The organism is Pedobacter sp. FW305-3-2-15-E-R2A2 (assembly GCF_038446955.1).
Lineage (GTDB): Bacteria > Bacteroidota > Bacteroidia > Sphingobacteriales > Sphingobacteriaceae > Pedobacter.
In genome coordinates this window covers 1,112,550-1,131,806 of sequence record NZ_CP151803.1, presented here as the reverse complement: position 1 = coordinate 1,131,806, position 19,257 = coordinate 1,112,550, and the positions used below count along the sequence as shown (strand labels likewise).

Below are 19,257 nucleotides of genomic sequence, written 5' to 3'. Positions count from 1 at the left end.
TTCCTTATATATTTTTCAAATCACAACTGCTACCTGGCTCCATAGGTGTGCTGTAAACACCCGATTCCACGATAACAGGATGTACAAAATGTTTTTGCAAATGAGGAATATGTTCCAGAAATAAGGCTTCATGCCCCATGCTGATGTGATTGAACAAGACCAAATGCTGATGGAGCTGTCCCATATCTCCCACATGTGGAACCACCGGGATCCCGTACTTGCGACAAAGCAAACTAACGGTAATGAACTCACTTACTCCACCTATCCTCACTGCATCAGCCTGTATAAATCCGGCAGATCCTGTTTGCAGGTAATTTTTAAAGATGATGCGGTTGGGCACATGCTCTCCCAATGCCAGTTTAACCGGAGCAATCGCATCTGCCAGCGTCTTGTGTGCCAATATATCATCCGGATGGGTAGGTTCTTCTATCCAATAAGGATTCATGCTTTGCAATTCTCTACATATTTTCAGCGCCTGCGGCAATGTCCATTGCTGATTGGCATCCAGCATCACTTTTACCAGATCTCCCGCTTCTTCGCGTACAATGTGAGCACGACGAATGTCCCTTTGCGGGTCTTTGCTTCCCACTTTCAACTTCATGGCAGTGAAACCTTCGGCGATGGCTTTTTTACAATTTTCGCGGACCTTATCGTCACTATAATTAAACCAGCCAATAGAGGTATCATATCCGGGATATCCGGCATTGGTAATTTGAAGACGCGCTGTCTTGCCTGCCTGGTTGTCTTTTAACAATTGCAAGGCCTGTTCTGCAGTAAGTTCATCTTCGAGGTACGACAAATCAAGTGTATTTATAATCTCCTGCGGAGATAAGTCGATCAGTAATTTCCAAAGTGGAACGCCTCTTTTTTTTGCCCATAAATCATAACAGGCATTGGTTACCGAAGCCAGTGCAAGATGAACTATCCCTTTATGCGGCCCAAGCCAACGAAACTGTTGTTCATTGCTCAACTGGTTAAAGACATTCCCGAAATCAGACATGAGTTCTTCAATGTCTCTGCCTTTCAGTTGAGCTGCATAAAATTGGGCAGCTTTGCAGACCAGGTCGTTACCTTCCCCCAGGGTAAAAGCAAAGCCAGTTCCAATGAGTCCGCTATCGTCGATCAGGTTTGTTACGGCATAAGAATATATGGGGTCACGGTGAATCGCATCACTTCCTGCACCTTTGTCCAGTGGGAATCTTGCATCATTCACCTGAATGTTTTTAATCATATTATTATTGGTTCTACTTGGTGAACGCAATTTAGCAATGTATCTGAGCCAAAACCAATAGACTAAAATTCTATTTAACTGGATTATACGATGTATCAAAAACAATCGCTAAATTCAAATATGGCAAAAAATAAAACCACAGAAACCGCAGAAAGCATTGACGATTTTCTGGAGAAAGTGACCGATCCGGTAAAACGAAAAGACAGCTATACGCTCATCGGAATGATGGAAAAGCAAAGCGGGTTCCCTGCCAGGATGTGGGGACCATCCATCATTGGTTTCGGCAGCTATCACTATAAATATGAAAGTGGCCATGAAGGCGATGCGCCGTTGATTGCCTTCTCTCCCCGCAGCAGTGCGTTTAGCTTATACCTTTCCTGCGACCTTAAAATGAAAGAGGAACTGCTTCCGAGATTTGGAAAACATAAAATGGCGAAAGCCTGTATTTACGTTAAAAAACTGGACGATATAGACCTCAGTGTTTTAGTAGAAATGATCGATTATTCGCTTCGTCCTCAGGAAGAGAAGAAATGATCTGATCACTTCTTCAATGTACTTATCTACAAAAATTTGATTGACTCCCTATAATTTGGTAACCTTGAGAACACAACTGAAACCAAACAAATTATAAATGTCTACAAAAGAACTAAGTCCTGACCTATTAAAAACAAAACAACATTTCGAAATTCTTGATGGCTTAAGAGGAATAGCCGCCATCGCTATTGTCGTTTTTCATTTCATGGAAATGGTTTATCTCCCTGACAAAAACTTCATTGCCCATGGATTTCTGGCAGTAGATTTCTTCTTCTGTTTATCCGGATTTGTAATCGGCTATGCTTATGATGACCGGATAGGTAAAATGGGTCTTGGTCAGTTTTTTAAATCCAGGCTGATCAGACTACAGCCACTGGTAATTTTAGGCTCGGTCCTGGGTTTACTGGCTTTCCTTTTTGACCCCTTCGGAGGGCACCCGGAAGTCTATAGTGCGGGTAAGATTATACTGATATTTCTTGCTTCTGTCTTCATGATTCCCTTTCCTGTGATTGAAGAGCGCTCTTTCAATTTGTTCGGAATTAATGCCCCTGCCTGGTCATTATTCTGGGAATATGTAGCCAATATCGTTTATGCTTTGGTACTATGCAGGCTTCATCGTCGCTACCTGATGGTATTAACGGTCATTGCTGCCGGAGTACTTTGTTATGTGAGCCATCGCGCGGGAGGATCTCTTTTAGGCGGATGGGGAGGCCCCAATGCCTGGGATGGTGGTGCCCGTATTTTTTATTCCTTTTTAGCTGGATTGCTGATCTTCCGTTTCAACCTGATCATTAAAAATAAACTAGGTTTCATCGGACTTTCCGTATTGTTAGTATTGGCCTTCCTGATGCCTTATAGCAAATGGAACCGGCTCACAGAACCACTGGTCGTTCTTCTTTATTTTCCTTTATTGATTTCCCTCGGTGCAGGTGCTGCATTGACCCCAGGATTTAAAAAGCTATGTGTATTTTCAGGAAAGATCTCTTACCCCCTGTACATGACACATTATGCGGTCATCTGGATGTTTTTAAATTATTACACCAGCTATAAACCGGGAACAAGTCAACTTACCTTAATCATTATTACCGGAACAATTCTATTGACTTGCATTGCTTATTTTGTGATGGTTGCTTTTGACATTCCGGTACGTAAATACTTAACCAGCAAAAGGAAGCAGAATTAGACCGGTATTTTTTTTTGGGATTCCATGTAGCGAATTCGGACGGATGTACGTTTCTTTATCAGAACCACTCCATTGATGATGAAAAGAATATTCGTTTTAATTATTCCAATGTTATTGTTGTTTTCCTGCAAAAAGGAAAACAACTCCCCTAATGTGGAAACCATTTCCAAAGGCAGCAAATGGGGGCTTCAGATTGGAAGCTCTTACTCAGATGTTTACACCCAGCTTCAGCAAATGGGTAAAGAGAAAAATGTCAATGATGTTGACATCGTCAAACAGCCATCTTTTTCCAATCCTGACGAGATAAAAAACCGGATTGTTTTTTATAACATCCTCAGTCTGGAAACGAATATCGGTAAGTTAGAACGGGTAGTTATTCAATTTGAGGGGGATAAAATAAGTTCTATCGATGCAGGTAGCACAGTACCCAAAGAATCGCCAAAATGGCCGCTAGATGTTCCTGACGAAATCGCGATTTATAAAAATGATCCCGTAAATGTATTTTACAGCAAATTAAAAGCTATCTATGAGCTACCTGCTTATAAAAACTATCAAATCATTCTGGCAAGCAAACCTCTTGCAAGGCCCTTTGATCCGGCTATGGCGAATTATGAAGAGTGGGCTTTTAGCTTTTTCATGGATGTGAAACCCGGAAAGACAGGACGCTCATCTGTCCGGTTATATTTCAAGAATGGCAAGCTCAACAAGATCAGGCATGAATATGAAGAGTTTGATGTCTATAATTCTTAGCCATTTCAGGACAACTTATGCTGCTGAAGATAGGCATATGGAGTTTGCCCCATTCTTTTTTTAAATTCAGTGAAGAAAGTAGTTTTGGAAGAGAAGCCTGCCTGACGCCCCAATCCGTCAATACTATATTGCTGCAGGTTGTCATGAATTGAGAACTGATCCAGGATATAATTTATTCTGAGCCGGTTGATAAAACTGTTAAAATTCTCATTAAAATGCACATTCAAAAGGTAAGACAGCTGATGCGGACTGATATTCAAGCGGTCGGCCAGTTCCCTGAGCGTGAGTTTTTTCTGGAGATAATGTTTAAACTTTTCCATATTGACGAGAATATCTTCTTTAGACAATTGCTGGTTCAATGTTTTTCCGGCGTTCATCTTGCTGATCATCTTGACAAGTGTAGCCGTTTTAAGATTCATAAAGGAGGCCGCAACTTCTACCGGGATGCGCTCGGCATGGTCCGGGAATGTGCTCAGGAAATAGATATACTTGTCTTCCACACTCCCTATTCTTATAAAAATGGAGCGATAATGGGCATCACCATAATACATTTCCAGAACCTTTCGAAAAATAACGTTCATCTCCGGATAGCGGTCGTACAGGCTATGGAAGTAGGATGAACACATGGCAATCAGGTAAGAATCCTCCTCTGCCTTTACATCTTCAACACAGGGTTTATCACCATACATCCCCTCGATGGCAGACAAAAACTCTCCGTCGACAGTAATAAAAGTGGTAATTGTTTTTTCTTTACTGGTAATTTGTCCGCTAATAATGCCTTTTAATACGAAATAAACATGGGTACTCAGCTCTCCCTTCCTGATCAGGTACTCGTCCTTTTTAAAAAAAATCTCCGAAGAATTCTCCATAAACTCCTGCTTTAATTCAGGGCTTAGCGGATGAAAAGAAGAAAGCTGCTGAAGGACCAGCTGGACAGGATGAGGGCTAGACATATTTAGTAAAGATAAGTTTATTTCAAAATTATTGATAATGCTAATTGATAATTAAGAACAAAACATGATGTCTTTTTTTCATCTATTGATTCGGAATTATAATCCCGTACCGCATAACGCTCCTAAAACTATTTTTTTCCTAAAAATGTAAATAGATTTGATTACGATCATCCAAAAAAAGACAATTTAGGACCCAAAACATATTTTTTTCTCCCCCCTCTCAGGAGACTCATCCATAAGGTACCCGCTCAAGCGGGTATCGTTGGTACAGCATTAGTCCCCCGGAAATCAATCTCCTAACAAAAAGCTAACATCTGGTTAATAAATGATCTGCCCGGGCAGCCGGAATTATCATCGATACTGACATCAAAATGGTTTCTATTTTTTCAAAAAAGCTTAAAAAAGCGGCATTAAAACCGTTTTAGCCACTTTAGACAGCAGACTTGATGCGGTAAAATTTCATAACTCTAAAGAACGGAGGCTTTCGCATAAAAATATAACCATAATGCCATTTTCATATTCGTTTTACAACCTGAATCTAGATTTGCAGGTAAAAACCAAACACAAATATGAAAAGAAAACTACTACTATTCAGCCTGCTGTGCCTGTTCCTGACCCAGGCAGCAATGGCGCAAAATATCATTAAGGGAGTCGTCAAAGACATCAAAGGTCTTGGCATTCCGGGAGTGACGGTCAAAGTCTCCAACACAACCAATGCTACGATTACCGACTTTGATGGTAAATATACCATTTCGGCCCCCACAAATGCCAGCCTGTCCTTTAGCTCTCTGGGATATATTTCACAAAACATAACAGTTAACGGAAAGACTTCCACAGACATCGTCCTGCAGGAAGATTCAAAGACTCTTGGTGAAGTCGTAGTTACCGCAATCGGTATCAAACAACAAAAGAAAAAACTGGGATATGCGACACAAGAGGTGAAAATGGATGTCTTGTCGGAATCGAAAACAATGAATATCGGGAATGCGTTATCCGGACAGGTTGCAGGACTAACCGTGAGCAATCCAACTGGTATGTTTCAGCCGCCTTCTTTCTCTTTAAGAGGCAAAACCCCATTAATTGTAATTGATGGTATTCCTGTGGAAACGGACTTTTTTGATGTTTCAGGAGACAACATTGCCAATATCAACGTATTAAAAGGAACATCAGCCTCTGCTTTATATGGCTCAAGAGGTAGAAACGGTGCGATTTTGATCACTACAAAAAACGCTGAAAAAGACGGGCTGGAAATCAACATCAATACCAACAATATGGTGACTGCTGGTTTTACCGTTTTTCCAAAAACCCAAACGGAATACGGAAATGGTTCCAATGGGAAATATGAATTCTGGGATGGTGAAGATGGTGGTATTTCAGATGGCGACATGATCTGGGGTCCAAAATTTCAGCCTGGTGTTAAAATTGCGCAATGGAACAGCCCAATCAGAAACAAACAAACCGGAGAAACAATCGCCTGGTGGGGAAATGTGAAAGGAACCATTTATGACGATAAATCCAAGTATGAAAGGGTACCTACCGATTGGGTAAGACATGACAACCTGAAGGATTTTCTTAGACCTGGGATCGTCACCAACAATGACTTTTCCGTGGCGTACAAGACCGCTAAGGCCCGTTTCTATGTATCCGGAAAATATGGCTTCCAAAGGGGCCAGGTACCCAATACCTCACTCACTACAGGTGGAGCAAACTTTAATTCCTCCTTCAACCTGAGCAAAGACCTTCAGCTGGATGCCACATTGTCCTATAACAAAGTAAGCTCTCCCAACTACCCGCGCTATGGCTACGGTCCTAAAAACCACATGTATACCATTCTGATCTGGATGGGTGATGATGTCAATGGAAAAGACCTGAGAGACCATATGTACGTTCCTGGTATGGAGGGCTACAGACAAGCCAATTACAACTATGCATGGTACAACAACCCATACTTTGCTTCCCAGGAGCTGGCACAAGCCCAGAACAGGAATGTGGTAAACGCACAGGCAAAATTAAGATGGCAGGTAATGCCCGGCCTGAGCTTGCAGGCAAGGGCTTCCGGAAGAGAAAATAAATCTTTTGAAAGTATGAAAAGTCCTAAATCTTACATGAACTATGGCGATTCCAGAAATGGTGATTATAAGATGTGGAACAATTCTCAAATGAATGTCGACCTGGATTTCCTGGCCTCTTATAATAAGGAAATATCCACAGACCTGAGCTTCACTTTAAACGCAGGTGCATCCACACTGAACAGAGATGTTCAACAGGAATATGCTTCCAGTGATGGTTTAATCGTACCCGCTGTGTACAGCTTAAACAATACACAGGGACCGGTACAGGCTACAAATAAACTAGAGCAAAAATCCATCCGCAGCGTATACGCTTCAGCAACCTTCGATTTATTCAATGCCGTCTATTTGAATGTATCGGGTAGAAATGACTGGTCTTCCGCGCTGATTAAAGAAAACAGGTCTTACTTTTACCCGTCAGCATCATTGAGTACGATGGTTTCTGATTATATCCAACTGCCAAAAGCTGTGGATTATCTGAAGGTTTATACCTCATGGGCCAAAGTATCAACTGATCTTGATCCATACGGTGTAAATTCTACGTATGACAAAGACATTACTTACGGTTCAACACCATCAGTTACTTATCCAAAAGTGCTGATCAACCCTAATATTAAACCTGAACAATCGCGCTCATTCGAACTTGGTTTATCTACATCAATAGCCAAGAGAGTTGGCCTTGAATTCACTTTCTATAATGTTATTGATGAAAATCAAATCATTAATTTAAAAACTTCAGAAGCCTCTGGTTTCGAGACACGCAAGGTTAATGGCAACAAGTACAGAACCCAGGGTCTGGAGATTGTAGGTAATTTCAGTGCGATAAAAAACAAAAACTTCAGCTGGAACATTGCTGCGAACTGGAGCACTTCGGTAAGGAGAATTACAGAATTGTACAACAATCAGGAGAGATTCGGAGACCTGAGATTAAATGACAGAGCAGATAGTTATTATGGAACGGTATGGCAAAAAAGTGCTTCCGGAGAAGTGATTCTGGATGCAAATACGGGCCTTCCTACAAAAGACGATTTTAATGTAAACCTTGGTCATAAAGATCCAACCTGGCGCCTGGGCCTGCAAAACAAATTCATGATCAAAGGCTTTGATGTCAATATTGATATTGATGGTGCATGGGGTGGCGTAATGCGCTCTGTAACGATCGAGAAAATGTGGTGGGGTGGTAAACATCCAAACTCTGTGGAATATAGAGATGCCGAGTATGCCGCAGGAAAATCAATATATGTACCCAATGGGGTGGTCATTACCGGTGGTGAGCTTAAAAGAGATGTAAACGGAAATGTATTGTCAGACACCCGAACCTATAAGCAAAATACAACCGCAGTAAACTGGCAAACCTGGAGCCAAACCTATCCTTACCAGGCAAGGGTGACCGAAGGAGAAAACAAGAAATTTGCCAATGTTTTTGACCGTTCCTTCTTTAAACTAAGAAGAATATCGGTTGGATATGACCTTGCAAAAATTGTTAAAGTAGGTAGTTTAAAGTCAATACACCTTTCGGCTTACAGCTACAACCCATTGATGTGGAAGAAAATGCCATTATTGGATCCTGATTATGGCGATGACGACAACCTTCAAGATCCTTCCGCAAGATTTATTGGCTTCTCGCTAGGCATCAAACTTTAAAAGCAAATACCTGATCACAATTAAAAAAATAACGATGAAGAAATTAATATATAGTTTATTGGCCGGAGCACTCCTGATCTCCTCATGTAAAGACCAGGATTTCATGAATATAGATCCGAATAAACCTACACAAGCCCATCCTCAGCTATTGCTGACAAAAGTAGAATGGAATACCTTCCGTGCTTTCGGTGGGACCTCTCCTTTATATGCAAACCGTATGCTGGTGCAAACCGACGGAGAGAGCGAAGGCCAGTATTTTAAATGGGGAAGAGGAGATTTTGCTCCTTATGCAAACCTCAGAGATGTGACCAAAATGGTCGAAGAAGCGAAGAGAATTAATGACAATTCCTATGTCGCACTGGCCAAATTTTTCAGGGCCTATTATTTCTATAATTTAACCCTGACCTTTGGGGATATTCCTTATTCGCAAGCCTTGATGGGGGAAAGTGGAAAAGACTATGCGCCGGTTTATGATACTCAAAAAGCAGTATTTTTGGGTATCCTTAAAGAACTGGATGAAGCGAATACCATGCTCAAAGGTATTAATGCAAACATTGCCGGCGATATTATTTACAAAGGTGATGCCACAAAATGGCGTAGATTAATCAATGCTTTCCGCTTGAAAGTACTGATCACCCTTTCAAAAAAGGAAAACGATACCGACCTAAAAGTGAAAGAAGCATTTGCACAAGTGATGCAAAACGACCTTCTTCTGGGAACAGAAGCTGGTGGCGATGGTCAACTGATATTTTTAGATCAGGAAGGAAACCGCTATCCTGAATTCAACTCCAGCGGATTTGGTTCCGGAATGTTTATGAGTGCCACTTTTATTGAACAGCTGCAGGCCAGGAAAGACCCACGCTTATTCCTTTATTGTACACAGACAAAAATTGCAAAAGAAGCGGGTAAAGCGATAGACGACTTTAGCTCCTATGAAGGTGGAGATCCCGCAGCTCCTTATGCAGAAACGAGTATCAAAGCTGCAGCAGGAAAAGTATCGAAAGTGAACGACCGCTTTCCAAGCGACCCGGTAAATGAACCCCTGGTATTAATGGGATATGCAGAGCAGGAGCTCATTATCGCAGAAGCGATGGTAAGAAACTGGATTGCAGGCGACGCCAACCTACATTATAAAAATGGGGTAAAAGCCTCTTTCAAATTCTATCAGAACTATGTAAAAGGGTATGCCGCATTTTTTACGGAAGAAAAAGCCAACGAATATTTAGCACTGCCTATAAATGACCTGGCGGTCCGCACCACCACTGAACAAAAAATTGAACAAATCGTTAATCAGAAATATCTGAGGACATTTTTTCAATCCGGATGGAGCGCTTTCTACGACCAGCTCAGAACAGGTTATCCGGAATTTCGCAGGCCACAGGGTGTGGCTGTACCTTTCCGTTGGATTTATCCTCAAACAGAATATGATAACAACAGAGTCAATGTTTCCAAAGCCATCGAAAATCAATTCGGTGCAGGTAACGACAAGATCAACCAGCAAGTTTGGTGGGTAAAATAAGTAACGACAAATAATAATTTTTAAAAGGATTGATTAGTTTAGTCTGATCAATCCTTTTTTACAATACAATTCAATGGAAAGCAGAAGAGATTTCATTAAGAAAGCCACATTATTAACCGGCGCCCTTGGCGTTGCAGGGATGTTACCAGCCTCAATACAAAGAGCAATGGCCATCGATCCTAAAATAGGAAGCACTTTTTTAGATGCAGAACATGTCGTGTTTCTGATGCAGGAAAACAGGTCATTTGACCATGCATTCGGTACCCTTAAAGGGGTCAGAGGATTTAACAATCCGAGAGCCATCACTTTACCTAACCAGTATCCGGTATGGCTGCAAAGCAATAAAAAGGGAGAAACTTATGCCCCATTCAGGTTAAACATTAAAGACACCAAGGCAACCTGGATGAGTTCCCTCCCCCACTCCTGGGAAAACCAGGTGGATGCCCGGAACAATGGTCGTTATGATGGTTGGCTGGAAGCGAAAAAATCCGGCAATAAAGAGTATGCAGAGATGCCTTTGACAATGGGCTATTACAACCGCGAAGACATTCCTTTTTACTATTCTTTAGCGGATGCTTTTACGGTATGCGACCATAATTTTTGTTCTGTTTTAACAGGAACAAGCCCTAACCGCTGTTTCTTCTGGACAGGTAAGATCAGGGAAAAACAAGAGGAAAGCTCTATGGCTCATCACTCGAACGGATTTATTGATGGTTCGGAACGCTTAAACTGGAGTACCTTTCCGGAACGTTTATCGAAACATGATGTAGACTGGAAGATATACCAGAATGAGCTGAGTGTGGGCGTAGGTTTTGAGAATGAAGAGGACGACTGGCTTTCCAATTTCACTGACAACGACATGGAGTTTTTCAAACAATATCATGTTAAAAGACATCCGGAGCATCTGACGTATTTGCGTAAGGCCAAGGCAGAGCTGGAAAGCAAACTGAAAGAAAAGACAGATGCTAAGCTTCAGGAAAAGCTTGATTTTGTAAGCAAAGAAATTGCCTTCCTGGAAGTAAACACCTTAGATAAACTAAGTCCGGAACAACTTGACCTCCATAAAAGGGCTTTTGTAACCAACAGAAATGATCCGGATTTCCATAAGCTGGAAACCCTGACCTATGATGATAAGGGTACTGAAAGAACGGCCAAAATCCCTAAAGGGGATGTATTATATCAATTCCGTGCGGATGTTGACGCCGGCAAATTACCTACTGTTTCCTGGCTGGTGGCCCCCTCCAACTTCTCCGACCATCCTGGAGCTCCATGGTATGGTGCCTGGTATTTATCTGAGGCAATAGATATTTTAACAAAGAATCCGGAAGTATGGAAGAAAACGATTTTTATCCTTACTTACGATGAAAATGATGGCTATTTTGATCATTTACCCCCTTTTGTCGCACCAAATCCAAAAGACACGGCCGCAGGAAAAATATCAAAATCATTAGACAGCAGCTCTGAATATATTTATAAAGGCGAGCATAGCAAGAGAGAAAGTCCGGTAGGCTTAGGTTTCAGGGTGCCAATGGTAGTGGTTTCCCCTTGGTCCCGAGGCGGCTATGTCAATTCCGAAACCTTTGACCATACTTCGTCGATTCAATTTCTGGAGCATTTTCTAACGCATAAAACGGGTAAAAAGATCTATGAAGATAACATTAGCTCCTGGAGAAGAAGTTTGTGTGGTGATTTAACTTCAGTTTTCAGACCGTATAACGGAGAACACATTCCCTTGCCAAAAGCAGTGGAAAGAATGCCGTTTTTAGAAGGCATTCACAAGGCTAAATTTGCAAAGTTACCTAGCAACTTTAAAAATCTGGATAAGGCAGCTATAGCCGGAATTCTTAAGAATCCAAAGGATAACCCCAATTTACCAAAGCAGGAACCAGGCATTAAACCTGCAAATGCCATCCCTTATGAACTGTATGCAGATGCAGCATTGGATCGTGCGGGTAAACAGTTTAAGATAGATTTCAGCGCAGGAAAAACCTTTTTTGGTGATCGCTCCAAAGGCGCAGGTTTTATCGTTTACAGTGGGGATAAAAACTGGAACTTCACAGTTGATGCAGGTGATACGATTGACTACAACTGGCCATTAGCTGATTTTAATGCCGAAACTTATGATCTAAAAGTCTACAGTTCAAATGGCTTTTACCGCAGGTATACCGGTAATGCCCATGATCCTGAAATTGCCATCTCTTTAAAGTATCAAAGTGAAAAAGATGGCAGACGGGTAAATGGGAATGTGTTGCTACACATCAGACGTTTAGTCAAAGGCAACCCGGTTAAATTCACGATAAAGGACAATAGCTATAAAAAACCAGTGCTAAAAGCAGTACTCAACAAAAATCAGGAGGAGATTTTTATTCCAATCGATCTTAAAGCAAGCCATAGCTGGTATGATTTTACGGTAACAGCGGAAAAGAACGAAGTGTATAGTCAGCAATTTGCAGGACATGCAGAGCATGCTAAAGAAAGCTTTACGGATCCCTTAATGGGCAGACAATATTAATGATGCAATCTTAACGTTTCTCTCTGGATTTCCGGGGAGAAACGTTGAGATTCTCATTGTTACCTTAATTAGATATACGCTCAGCCTGTAAGACATGTCTTTCGATATGATATACCAGGAACCGTAAAGTATCACCCAATCTTAATTTTAATAATCTGGTTATTGAAACCGGTGTTTTAGCTTTAACCAGATCAATGGATTTAGCTTGTATCAGCAATGATTCCAAGTGCTGCTGTTGCTTTAAAAACCGATCGATCGTAGTGATGGTTAAATCACAATTTAAAGGGTTCATTTCTTTTTGTGCAGACATCTTTTTAATTGCTCCGGACTTAACGCGAATTAAATTAACGAAATAGTTTCCTATGATGCCGCTACGAAATACTCCCGGAAATTTAGATGGCTCATTGGAAAGAATCGCTTGTTCTATAACAGGAAGGTAAAAGTCACCATATAGATTCAAATGCTCAATGCATTCTAAGACACTCCATGTCTCCTGGTTGTCTTTGTACTTCAACCGGGTAATGGGTAAGGTCCTGATTTTTTTAATTGAACGGGTTGACTTCTGGGTGATTTCTAAAAGCTCCTGTATTAACGCTTCGTTGCTTATTTTCATTTCCGGTTGTTTTATTTCTGCGAAAATGAAGAGAATCTATTTTATACAACTTGATTGAAATCAAGAATTTCGGATGCGGCTCAATGTTTCAGGAGTCATCCTTAAGTAAGCAGCAATATATTTTAAAGGAATGTGCTGAAAAAGGTTTGGGCTTCGCCGAAGTACCCTTTGCAAGCGTTCTGCCGGAGAAACGGTCAGTAAGTCAATCTCCCGCTCCATTTGTTGTGCAATCACCGTTTCCAATAAGGAATTGTATCCGTTTAGACTTTCAATATTTTTATTTACAATGTCAGAGAGTGCTGCTTTGGAAAATACTTTTAAGGTTGTTTTCCTAATGGCTTCCACATAAAACTCAGATGGATTTCCCTTAAGAAAAGAGGACAAAGAGTTGATCATTGAACCTTCATAGCCCAACCGAATAGTTTGCTCCTCATGTGCCGACAATAAGAAAACACGTATAGCACCAGATTCTATGTAATATAGGTTCTTTTCAATTTCACCTTCTTTAAGTAACAATTCCCCTCTGGAGCAGATCCTTTTCTTTCCGCTGGCTTTTAACGAATTGATTAGGTTTAGTGTGAAAGTTTGTTCCTCTGCCATCCTTTTATTTTGATTTTATTTCCTCATGCCAATAGTACAATCCTTCGGGTTCAAAAATATCTCCTTTCAGATATCTTTCTAAGAACTCATTTAAAGATGAAGTCAATACGATCTCTACTTCTCCGAGGTTAAATATTTCGTAGTGGTTTTCAAACACCCTTAACGACCATAAATCAGAGCTGACCAGATAATCTGAAAAATGAAACCAATTGCTTCCATAATCTCTTTCGAAATCTGTGATTTCCTCCAATTTCCTGATGTTAAACATGTGTTCCTCGCATTCGAAGCCATTGCAAGTTGAGTAGAATTCAATAAAATCTGCAGGTAAATTGAAGCCGATCTTACTTTGAAAAGCTTCAATACTTTGAATAGAAGCAGGCGGGTTAATGGTTATTCCCTCTTTCAGATGCTTTAGTTGAATTTCGGATAACAGTCTGTATATGGTCATCAATCTAAGGTACTTCTATAATCACTATTTCGTTCTTTGGAAGATGAATTTTACATGGTCATAATCAATCACCGTACCTTTTCTAAAATAACTTTTGCTCAAAAAAGTTTCCGTTTCCCCCACTCCCATCACCAGCTTCTCCTCCCATTTAAGTAAGGCTATCGGCGCCCTGTGCCATTTTTCCATTCCATAATGCTGAAAAATGTAATCGCCAAGCAAAGTATCTCCCTTTATTCTGCCCTTTACGTCGCCGGAATCTTTATGACTCCCATGATAATTTATTTCATATTTACCTTTAAACAAGGTACCGGTAATCTCCAGGCTCAATGATGCAGTATCTCTGTCCTTGATGGCGAGATAAAAGAGACGCTCCGTTTTTGGTTCTTTTCCTTTTGAAAAGCAGCCGTAGAGCAGAACAGTTATGACCACCGCAAGACTTAACAACTTTTTTGCAATTCTTCTTACGCTCATGGTTAAATATCTATCCGAAGATATTATTTATTAACGGTTATTTTCCTCCTCCTTTTGATCGCAGTTCTGGTTTTGTTGTTACGGGATTTCGATCGGGATATGGAGCCCCGCATTTGAACACCGCTATTCGAATACAGGTTTTAGAAATGTACGCTCATAACTGATGATGCACCTGTTTTCCTGAGCAATTCTGAATGTTTCCAGACATTCAGGATCTGTTTGCATTCGGTTTCTGTAAATTTCATAATCAGCCAGGCTTGGAAATGAAAATAGTGCAAATGCGATGTTATTGGCCCCTTCACTTGGCATGAAATAACCATGATGCTGTCCGCCAAGGCGATTGACCAATTCTATCCATTTCTTACCGTACGCTTCAAAAGCCGTCAATTGATAAGGATCAATAATATATTTTAAATGACAAGTAACCATAATCTTATTTATAAGGCAAAAGGTATTTTATCAGCTGGCTGTTCAAAGTAATGGATTTGTTTATTTGATGGAATTAGGATAGTTTCCAATCCGGCCTTTCAAAATGACACGTATATCCATAAGGCTGTTTTTGCAAATAATCCTGGTGTTCCTCTTCGGCATTCCAAAAATCAGTTGCCGGAACAACTTCCGTTACAATCGGTCCCGGCCAGATTCCGGAGGCTTCCATATCTGCGATTAATGTCTTTGCAGTATCACGTTGTGTTTCGTGTATAAAAAAGATAGCAGAACGATAAGAAGTACCGATATCATTTCCCTGTCTGTTTCGTGTTGTCGGATTATGAATCTGGAAGAAATATTCAAGAAGTTTACGATAGGACAATTGTTTGGGATCAAATACGATCTCTATGGCTTCCGCATGTGTGCCATGGTTTCTGTAAGTTGCATTGGGAACATCTCCTCCTGTATATCCAACTACCGTTGAAATCACACCAGGGTATTGCCTGATCAGTTCTTCTACTCCCCAAAAACAGCCGCCGGCCAGAATTGCTTTTTCAGTATCCATATCCTTTTCTTTTTTATGGAATAAAGATACGCTGCCGATACGTAAATGACAAAGAAATATCCTTAATAGAAGAACTTGTCTTTTGCTGCGGCAACTGTCGGCAGAAAATTAACGATTTTACCTTTATTGCTTTCATAAATAAAATCCCGGATACTTTTTCGGGGGTATTTACTGAATTCGCCTATGATGGCCAATTGCACCCTGTAGTTAGAGAATTTCTGAAGAACTTCTCCTGCAAGACGGGTTTTCAGATCGAAAAAATCAGGTGTGATGTTTGTTTCATAAATGATAATTTTGTCATAACCCTGATAGTACAGATCGCCCATTAATTGCAACCCATCTTCGACATTACCGATTAAAATCTGATCAGAAATGAGTTCAGCTACCTTAATTACCCCTTTTTCGTGTGTCACAATATTCATAATTTCATTATTATAATTATTCATTACGCATTACCTTTTTACGTAAAACTACATCAACTTTGAATACTATCAAATTTCGTAAAATTATGGTAAAACCGAAAAACAAAAGGTAGCAAATCCTATCATATTACATTAAAATCAGGCAACAATTAAACAAATAGATACACAAACAACACAATCAGACTTAATTATTTACAATTAATCAATTACCAATTATAATTGTTATATTTAGTTTAAGCCTACATTGATTCGTAGCCGAATTTAAAAACTTAAAAAAGACATTATGAGAAATTTAAAAGAGGTTCAAAAGTTATCAAGAAAAGATTTGAAACATGTCATGGGCGGAGGCCCGCACGACCCTGTTGGTTGTAATTGTTTCTGTTATACCGGGACTGTAAAATCGAAGCATTCCTGTAGAACATTATGCGCGGATGGCTCAATACCTGGCGTAGACTCTTTCCCCGAAGGAGGTTCAGCATCAGATTGCGGTTACCCTCCCCAACTCAATTAACCTAAACCGGGTTTAAAAAAGATGGCCTTTAAAAAAGGTTCAAAAGGCCATCTTTTACATTCACTAATTTTTATCGGAACTGTTTAGGTTTCATTTTTTTGGCGGCAAGTTCCACTATCTCCGTAATTCTCTTATGCCTGGTTTCTAATCGTTTGGCGAGAACAAGCCATTGCAAAATACTTTTTCTGGCAGACTTGCTTAAACTCAGAAAATATGCTTTAGAATCTGATTTGGTATCAAGCGCTTTAGCCAGGTCTTCCGGTATATTCAATTCTTCTACCCCGTCTAAAATTTCCCAGGAACCATTTTGTTTTGCAACTTCAATACGATCAAGACCTGCCCTGGTCATCAGTCCGCTATTAATTAATTGCTCTACCTTTAGTTTGTTAATTTTTGACCAGACACTATTCGGCTTCCGCTTGCAGAAAAACTGCATAAACGTATCATCGTCAAGGGATTTTTTAGTGCTGTCTATCCAGCCAAAACAAAGTGCTTCGTCGACGGCATCACTGTAATTTATTGTTGGAACATTACATTTCTTTTTATAGTAAACAAGCCAAACCGATTGTTTCGAACTGTGGTTTTCTATCAACCATTCTCTCCAATCCTGCTGACTTGCCGGACAAAAAGTAGCTATAACTTCTTTTTTCATACGGGCTTTCTTATTTCATTGCCATTAAAATAACACTTACCAACAGGATACCCACTAAATGATAGGTTCCGCTTATAATTCCATAGAGAATTGGCCGGGGGATATTTGGGTTGATGGCAATATTGACCGTATTGGCAAACAAATACCCGACACCAACAATTAAAGAAAGTTCCAACGCAGCTCCAAAAGACTGAATATTCAGGGCATGCATCAAAACGGCAGTCACCACGGTAATGACCAGCGTACAAAGTGCAGGTCCGACAATAAAAATAGCTTTGTTGGGTAATGTCTCGTTATCGCGACCTAAAGAAATTTTGTATTGCTTATTAAAAAGCAGGGTGAACCATAAGGCTCCGAGAAAAAAATAGGTAATAAATGCGAGTAAAACGCCGATCCAATTTAGGTTTGCTAACTGACTAATCATAAGGTTGTTTTTTAAATGATGTCGCAAATCTAAATCAGCAGAATGACAGCCTTATGTCAAGAGTAGTAAGAAATTAATAATGCTTATCAAAATATTCCTGCAAGGTCATTTTGTGAGGGCTGAACTTTTCGGCAAGGATTTCCAGTTTTTTAATCCTGTCTAAACGAAAATACCGAAACTCATTGCGTAAACGGCACCATGCAACCAATAACCAATTTTCTTGTGTGCTTAATATTGCAAAAGGCTCAATCAGCCTATCGGTGCTTTTATCCGCTTCGTTGGTATATTTGATTCTTATCAGGCAAAAATTTGTAAGGGCAAACTGTAAATCAGATAGGTTATTACTATTTCTCTCACTGTTAACATTTTGACTAAATCGAGTTCTTTCGGTCAGCAGCTCTGCTTTATTTTTTACATTATTTCCTAAAACGGCTTTAATTTTATTGATGGCTTCCAGATAGTCTTCGACAAAAGAAGCGTCTTTATTCTTTAGCACCAATTGTTCAGCAAGAATTAAAGCATTGGCTTGCTTCTCTGTGAACATAACAGGGGGAATTCTATAACCTTCCATTAAGGTGTAACCTTTTCCTTCTTCCGTCAAAACCGGAACTCCTGCTTGCTCTAATGCTTTGATGTCTCTGTAAATTGTTCTGGTACTTACCGAAAACTTATTTGCCAACTCCGCTGCAGTCAAAAGTCTTTTCGTTTGCAATTGGGTTAAAATTGCAGTCAGCCTTGAAAGTCGCTTGGTGTCATTTTCATTCATTATTCAAATTTTTCAGAAATTATAAAAATCTATCCCTCCATTATCAGCTGTACTTTTATTTGCTTGTTCTGTGATTGCAGACGAGTTGCAGTAGTAGCTGCCCACATAAGCAATATTAGTTCAGTCCTTGTATAACGGAATTAAAAAGTCTGGTATATTTCAACTCGTCAACATTTTTATAGTTGTACTTTAAATTTGACATCATATGTTCAAATGTGTTGGTGTAAATATTTACAACATGTGTCTTAATTAATTGATCGTCTTTCAAATTAACCTTTACTACATTATTAAACCTCGTTTCCCAATCTAAATATTCAAGTGCCCAATCCTTCATCAATGTTGTTTTTCCATTTGCCCCTGCCAGTTGATCTAAATAGTAGGTGGAAACACTACCATTAAATATGGTATATAATCTATTGAAAAGATTGGTTTTTGATATTTCAGAGACCGTTAGTCCGAAGGTATTTCCGCTTTGAATATGTTGATCATAAATAGACTGGTATTTATCTACGACTTTATTTCGTGCAAATTCGTAATCGGAAACTCTTTCTTTTAATAGATCATCAAATTTTTCTCTCAAATCCATAACTTTTGATTTCCATTCAAGCCTTGACGCCTTTTCAACTTCAGTAAAAAAAAATCTGGTATAACCCATCTCCCCATCGCTGAAGCTTTCTGAATAAAATTCTCCGGTATGTATTTCCAGCTTACTGGCAGAAATGAGTTCTACATAAATATAGCCATCTACATACGTCTTAATGATCTCCAATGTATGGTCAGATTCGATGTGCATTTCATAATAGTAATCTTCTTTAGCTAATGTTCTCGAAAAGCAATTTAAAATATAGTACCTGTCACTGACTTCAGTGATCGAGTCTAAATAGCATGGTTGATACGTTTCTTCTGTCATTCATTGTAAGGCTGGTTTGCCTATTGATATCGAAGATGTAAATTATTTTCT

Annotated in this window: 19 protein-coding genes; 6 read left to right on the top strand and 13 right to left on the bottom strand. The window is 39.9% G+C overall.

Annotation, left to right across the window (positions count from 1 at the left end; genetic code table 11):
• Positions 1 to 4 precede the first annotated feature (4 nt).
• Positions 5 to 1,231, bottom strand: coding sequence for an enolase C-terminal domain-like protein (locus AAFF35_RS04645; RefSeq protein WP_342331236.1), 1,227 nt, complete (start codon positions 1,229 to 1,231; stop codon positions 5 to 7).
• Positions 1,232 to 1,351: 120 nt separating this feature from the next.
• Between AAFF35_RS04645 and AAFF35_RS04640 the strand changes: the two genes are divergently transcribed.
• The 3 genes from AAFF35_RS04640 to AAFF35_RS04630 all read left to right on the top strand — a co-directional run bounded on the left by AAFF35_RS04640 (position 1,352) and on the right by AAFF35_RS04630 (position 3,698).
• The gene (locus tag AAFF35_RS04640; RefSeq protein ID WP_342331235.1) at positions 1,352 to 1,765 is read left to right on the top strand and encodes a DUF1801 domain-containing protein; all 414 of its coding nucleotides are present in this window, start codon (positions 1,352 to 1,354) and stop codon (positions 1,763 to 1,765) included.
• Between the two features lie 97 nt (positions 1,766 to 1,862).
• A complete protein-coding gene (locus tag AAFF35_RS04635; protein ID WP_342331234.1) occupies positions 1,863 to 2,948 on the top strand; it encodes an acyltransferase in 1,086 nt (361 codons plus the stop codon).
• Positions 2,949 to 3,023: 75 nt separating this feature from the next.
• Positions 3,024 to 3,698, top strand: a complete 675-nt coding sequence (locus AAFF35_RS04630; RefSeq protein WP_342331233.1) for a hypothetical protein — start codon at positions 3,024 to 3,026, stop codon at positions 3,696 to 3,698.
• A 5-nt stretch (positions 3,699 to 3,703) separates the two neighbouring features.
• Here the strand turns inward: AAFF35_RS04630 and AAFF35_RS04625 are convergent, their stop codons facing one another.
• Entirely contained in the window at positions 3,704 to 4,651 is a 948-nt protein-coding gene (locus AAFF35_RS04625) for a helix-turn-helix domain-containing protein (RefSeq protein ID WP_342331232.1), read from the bottom strand.
• A 569-nt stretch (positions 4,652 to 5,220) separates the two neighbouring features.
• On the opposite strand from AAFF35_RS04625, the gene AAFF35_RS04620 reads away from it, so the two are divergent.
• The 3 genes from AAFF35_RS04620 to AAFF35_RS04610 all read left to right on the top strand — a co-directional run bounded on the left by AAFF35_RS04620 (position 5,221) and on the right by AAFF35_RS04610 (position 12,395).
• The gene (locus AAFF35_RS04620) at positions 5,221 to 8,364 is read left to right on the top strand and encodes a SusC/RagA family TonB-linked outer membrane protein (protein ID WP_342331231.1); all 3,144 of its coding nucleotides are present in this window, start codon (positions 5,221 to 5,223) and stop codon (positions 8,362 to 8,364) included.
• 34 nt (positions 8,365 to 8,398) lie between these two features.
• Positions 8,399 to 9,883 (top strand): SusD/RagB family nutrient-binding outer membrane lipoprotein, encoded by a 1,485-nt coding sequence (locus tag AAFF35_RS04615; RefSeq protein ID WP_342331230.1) that lies wholly within the window; start codon positions 8,399 to 8,401, stop codon positions 9,881 to 9,883.
• Between the two features lie 73 nt (positions 9,884 to 9,956).
• Entirely contained in the window at positions 9,957 to 12,395 is a 2,439-nt protein-coding gene (locus AAFF35_RS04610; RefSeq protein ID WP_342331229.1) for a phospholipase C, phosphocholine-specific, read from the top strand.
• Between the two features lie 64 nt (positions 12,396 to 12,459).
• Here the strand turns inward: AAFF35_RS04610 and AAFF35_RS04605 are convergent, their stop codons facing one another.
• From AAFF35_RS04605 to AAFF35_RS04555, 11 genes are all read right to left on the bottom strand, one after another.
• Entirely contained in the window at positions 12,460 to 13,008 is a 549-nt protein-coding gene (locus AAFF35_RS04605) for a DinB family protein (RefSeq protein ID WP_342331228.1), read from the bottom strand.
• Positions 13,009 to 13,068: 60 nt separating this feature from the next.
• On the bottom strand, positions 13,069 to 13,608 hold the full coding sequence (locus tag AAFF35_RS04600) for a Crp/Fnr family transcriptional regulator (protein ID WP_342331227.1): 540 nt from the start codon (positions 13,606 to 13,608) through the stop codon (positions 13,069 to 13,071).
• A gap of 4 nt (positions 13,609 to 13,612) precedes the next feature.
• Positions 13,613 to 14,056: an SMI1/KNR4 family protein gene (locus AAFF35_RS04595; protein WP_342331226.1), complete on the bottom strand. Its 444-nt coding sequence runs from the start codon at positions 14,054 to 14,056 to the stop codon at positions 13,613 to 13,615.
• 24 nt (positions 14,057 to 14,080) lie between these two features.
• Entirely contained in the window at positions 14,081 to 14,527 is a 447-nt protein-coding gene (locus AAFF35_RS04590) for a hypothetical protein (RefSeq protein ID WP_342331225.1), read from the bottom strand.
• A 123-nt stretch (positions 14,528 to 14,650) separates the two neighbouring features.
• The gene (locus tag AAFF35_RS04585; protein WP_342331224.1) at positions 14,651 to 14,956 is read right to left on the bottom strand and encodes an NIPSNAP family protein; all 306 of its coding nucleotides are present in this window, start codon (positions 14,954 to 14,956) and stop codon (positions 14,651 to 14,653) included.
• A 73-nt stretch (positions 14,957 to 15,029) separates the two neighbouring features.
• Positions 15,030 to 15,521 (bottom strand): peptide-methionine (S)-S-oxide reductase MsrA, encoded by a 492-nt coding sequence (msrA, locus tag AAFF35_RS04580; RefSeq protein WP_342331223.1) that lies wholly within the window; start codon positions 15,519 to 15,521, stop codon positions 15,030 to 15,032.
• A gap of 62 nt (positions 15,522 to 15,583) precedes the next feature.
• The gene (locus tag AAFF35_RS04575; protein ID WP_342331222.1) at positions 15,584 to 15,967 is read right to left on the bottom strand and encodes a DUF4180 domain-containing protein; all 384 of its coding nucleotides are present in this window, start codon (positions 15,965 to 15,967) and stop codon (positions 15,584 to 15,586) included.
• A 557-nt stretch (positions 15,968 to 16,524) separates the two neighbouring features.
• Positions 16,525 to 17,106 (bottom strand): YdeI/OmpD-associated family protein, encoded by a 582-nt coding sequence (locus AAFF35_RS04570; protein WP_342331221.1) that lies wholly within the window; start codon positions 17,104 to 17,106, stop codon positions 16,525 to 16,527.
• A gap of 10 nt (positions 17,107 to 17,116) precedes the next feature.
• Positions 17,117 to 17,530 carry a DUF1761 domain-containing protein gene (locus AAFF35_RS04565; protein WP_342331220.1) on the bottom strand — a complete coding sequence of 138 codons (414 nt, stop codon included), beginning with the start codon at positions 17,528 to 17,530 and terminating at the stop codon, positions 17,117 to 17,119.
• A 73-nt stretch (positions 17,531 to 17,603) separates the two neighbouring features.
• Entirely contained in the window at positions 17,604 to 18,296 is a 693-nt protein-coding gene (locus AAFF35_RS04560; RefSeq protein ID WP_342331219.1) for a YafY family protein, read from the bottom strand.
• Between the two features lie 115 nt (positions 18,297 to 18,411).
• A complete protein-coding gene (locus AAFF35_RS04555) occupies positions 18,412 to 19,206 on the bottom strand; it encodes a hypothetical protein (RefSeq protein WP_342331218.1) in 795 nt (264 codons plus the stop codon).
• Positions 19,207 to 19,257: the final 51 nt, after the last annotated feature.

What these genes read in the sequence shown, in the direction of transcription:
- AAFF35_RS04645 (WP_342331236.1), bottom strand. Translation starts at nt 1,231, where the DNA reads ATGATTAAAAACATTCAGGTGAATGATGCAAGATTCCCACTGGACAAA.
- AAFF35_RS04640 (WP_342331235.1), top strand. Translation starts at nt 1,352, where the DNA reads ATGGCAAAAAATAAAACCACAGAAACCGCAGAAAGCATTGACGATTTT.
- AAFF35_RS04635 (WP_342331234.1), top strand. Translation starts at nt 1,863, where the DNA reads ATGTCTACAAAAGAACTAAGTCCTGACCTATTAAAAACAAAACAACAT.
- AAFF35_RS04630 (WP_342331233.1), top strand. Translation starts at nt 3,024, where the DNA reads ATGATGAAAAGAATATTCGTTTTAATTATTCCAATGTTATTGTTGTTT.
- AAFF35_RS04625 (WP_342331232.1), bottom strand. Translation starts at nt 4,651, where the DNA reads ATGTCTAGCCCTCATCCTGTCCAGCTGGTCCTTCAGCAGCTTTCTTCT.
- AAFF35_RS04620 (WP_342331231.1), top strand. Translation starts at nt 5,221, where the DNA reads ATGAAAAGAAAACTACTACTATTCAGCCTGCTGTGCCTGTTCCTGACC.
- AAFF35_RS04615 (WP_342331230.1), top strand. Translation starts at nt 8,399, where the DNA reads ATGAAGAAATTAATATATAGTTTATTGGCCGGAGCACTCCTGATCTCC.
- AAFF35_RS04610 (WP_342331229.1), top strand. Translation starts at nt 9,957, where the DNA reads ATGGAAAGCAGAAGAGATTTCATTAAGAAAGCCACATTATTAACCGGC.
- AAFF35_RS04605 (WP_342331228.1), bottom strand. Translation starts at nt 13,008, where the DNA reads ATGAAAATAAGCAACGAAGCGTTAATACAGGAGCTTTTAGAAATCACC.
- AAFF35_RS04600 (WP_342331227.1), bottom strand. Translation starts at nt 13,608, where the DNA reads ATGGCAGAGGAACAAACTTTCACACTAAACCTAATCAATTCGTTAAAA.
- AAFF35_RS04595 (WP_342331226.1), bottom strand. Translation starts at nt 14,056, where the DNA reads ATGACCATATACAGACTGTTATCCGAAATTCAACTAAAGCATCTGAAA.
- AAFF35_RS04590 (WP_342331225.1), bottom strand. Translation starts at nt 14,527, where the DNA reads ATGAGCGTAAGAAGAATTGCAAAAAAGTTGTTAAGTCTTGCGGTGGTC.
- AAFF35_RS04585 (WP_342331224.1), bottom strand. Translation starts at nt 14,956, where the DNA reads ATGGTTACTTGTCATTTAAAATATATTATTGATCCTTATCAATTGACG.
- msrA (WP_342331223.1), bottom strand. Translation starts at nt 15,521, where the DNA reads ATGGATACTGAAAAAGCAATTCTGGCCGGCGGCTGTTTTTGGGGAGTA.
- AAFF35_RS04575 (WP_342331222.1), bottom strand. Translation starts at nt 15,967, where the DNA reads ATGAATAATTATAATAATGAAATTATGAATATTGTGACACACGAAAAA.
- AAFF35_RS04570 (WP_342331221.1), bottom strand. Translation starts at nt 17,106, where the DNA reads ATGAAAAAAGAAGTTATAGCTACTTTTTGTCCGGCAAGTCAGCAGGAT.
- AAFF35_RS04565 (WP_342331220.1), bottom strand. Translation starts at nt 17,530, where the DNA reads ATGATTAGTCAGTTAGCAAACCTAAATTGGATCGGCGTTTTACTCGCA.
- AAFF35_RS04560 (WP_342331219.1), bottom strand. Translation starts at nt 18,296, where the DNA reads ATGAATGAAAATGACACCAAGCGACTTTCAAGGCTGACTGCAATTTTA.
- AAFF35_RS04555 (WP_342331218.1), bottom strand. Translation starts at nt 19,206, where the DNA reads ATGACAGAAGAAACGTATCAACCATGCTATTTAGACTCGATCACTGAA.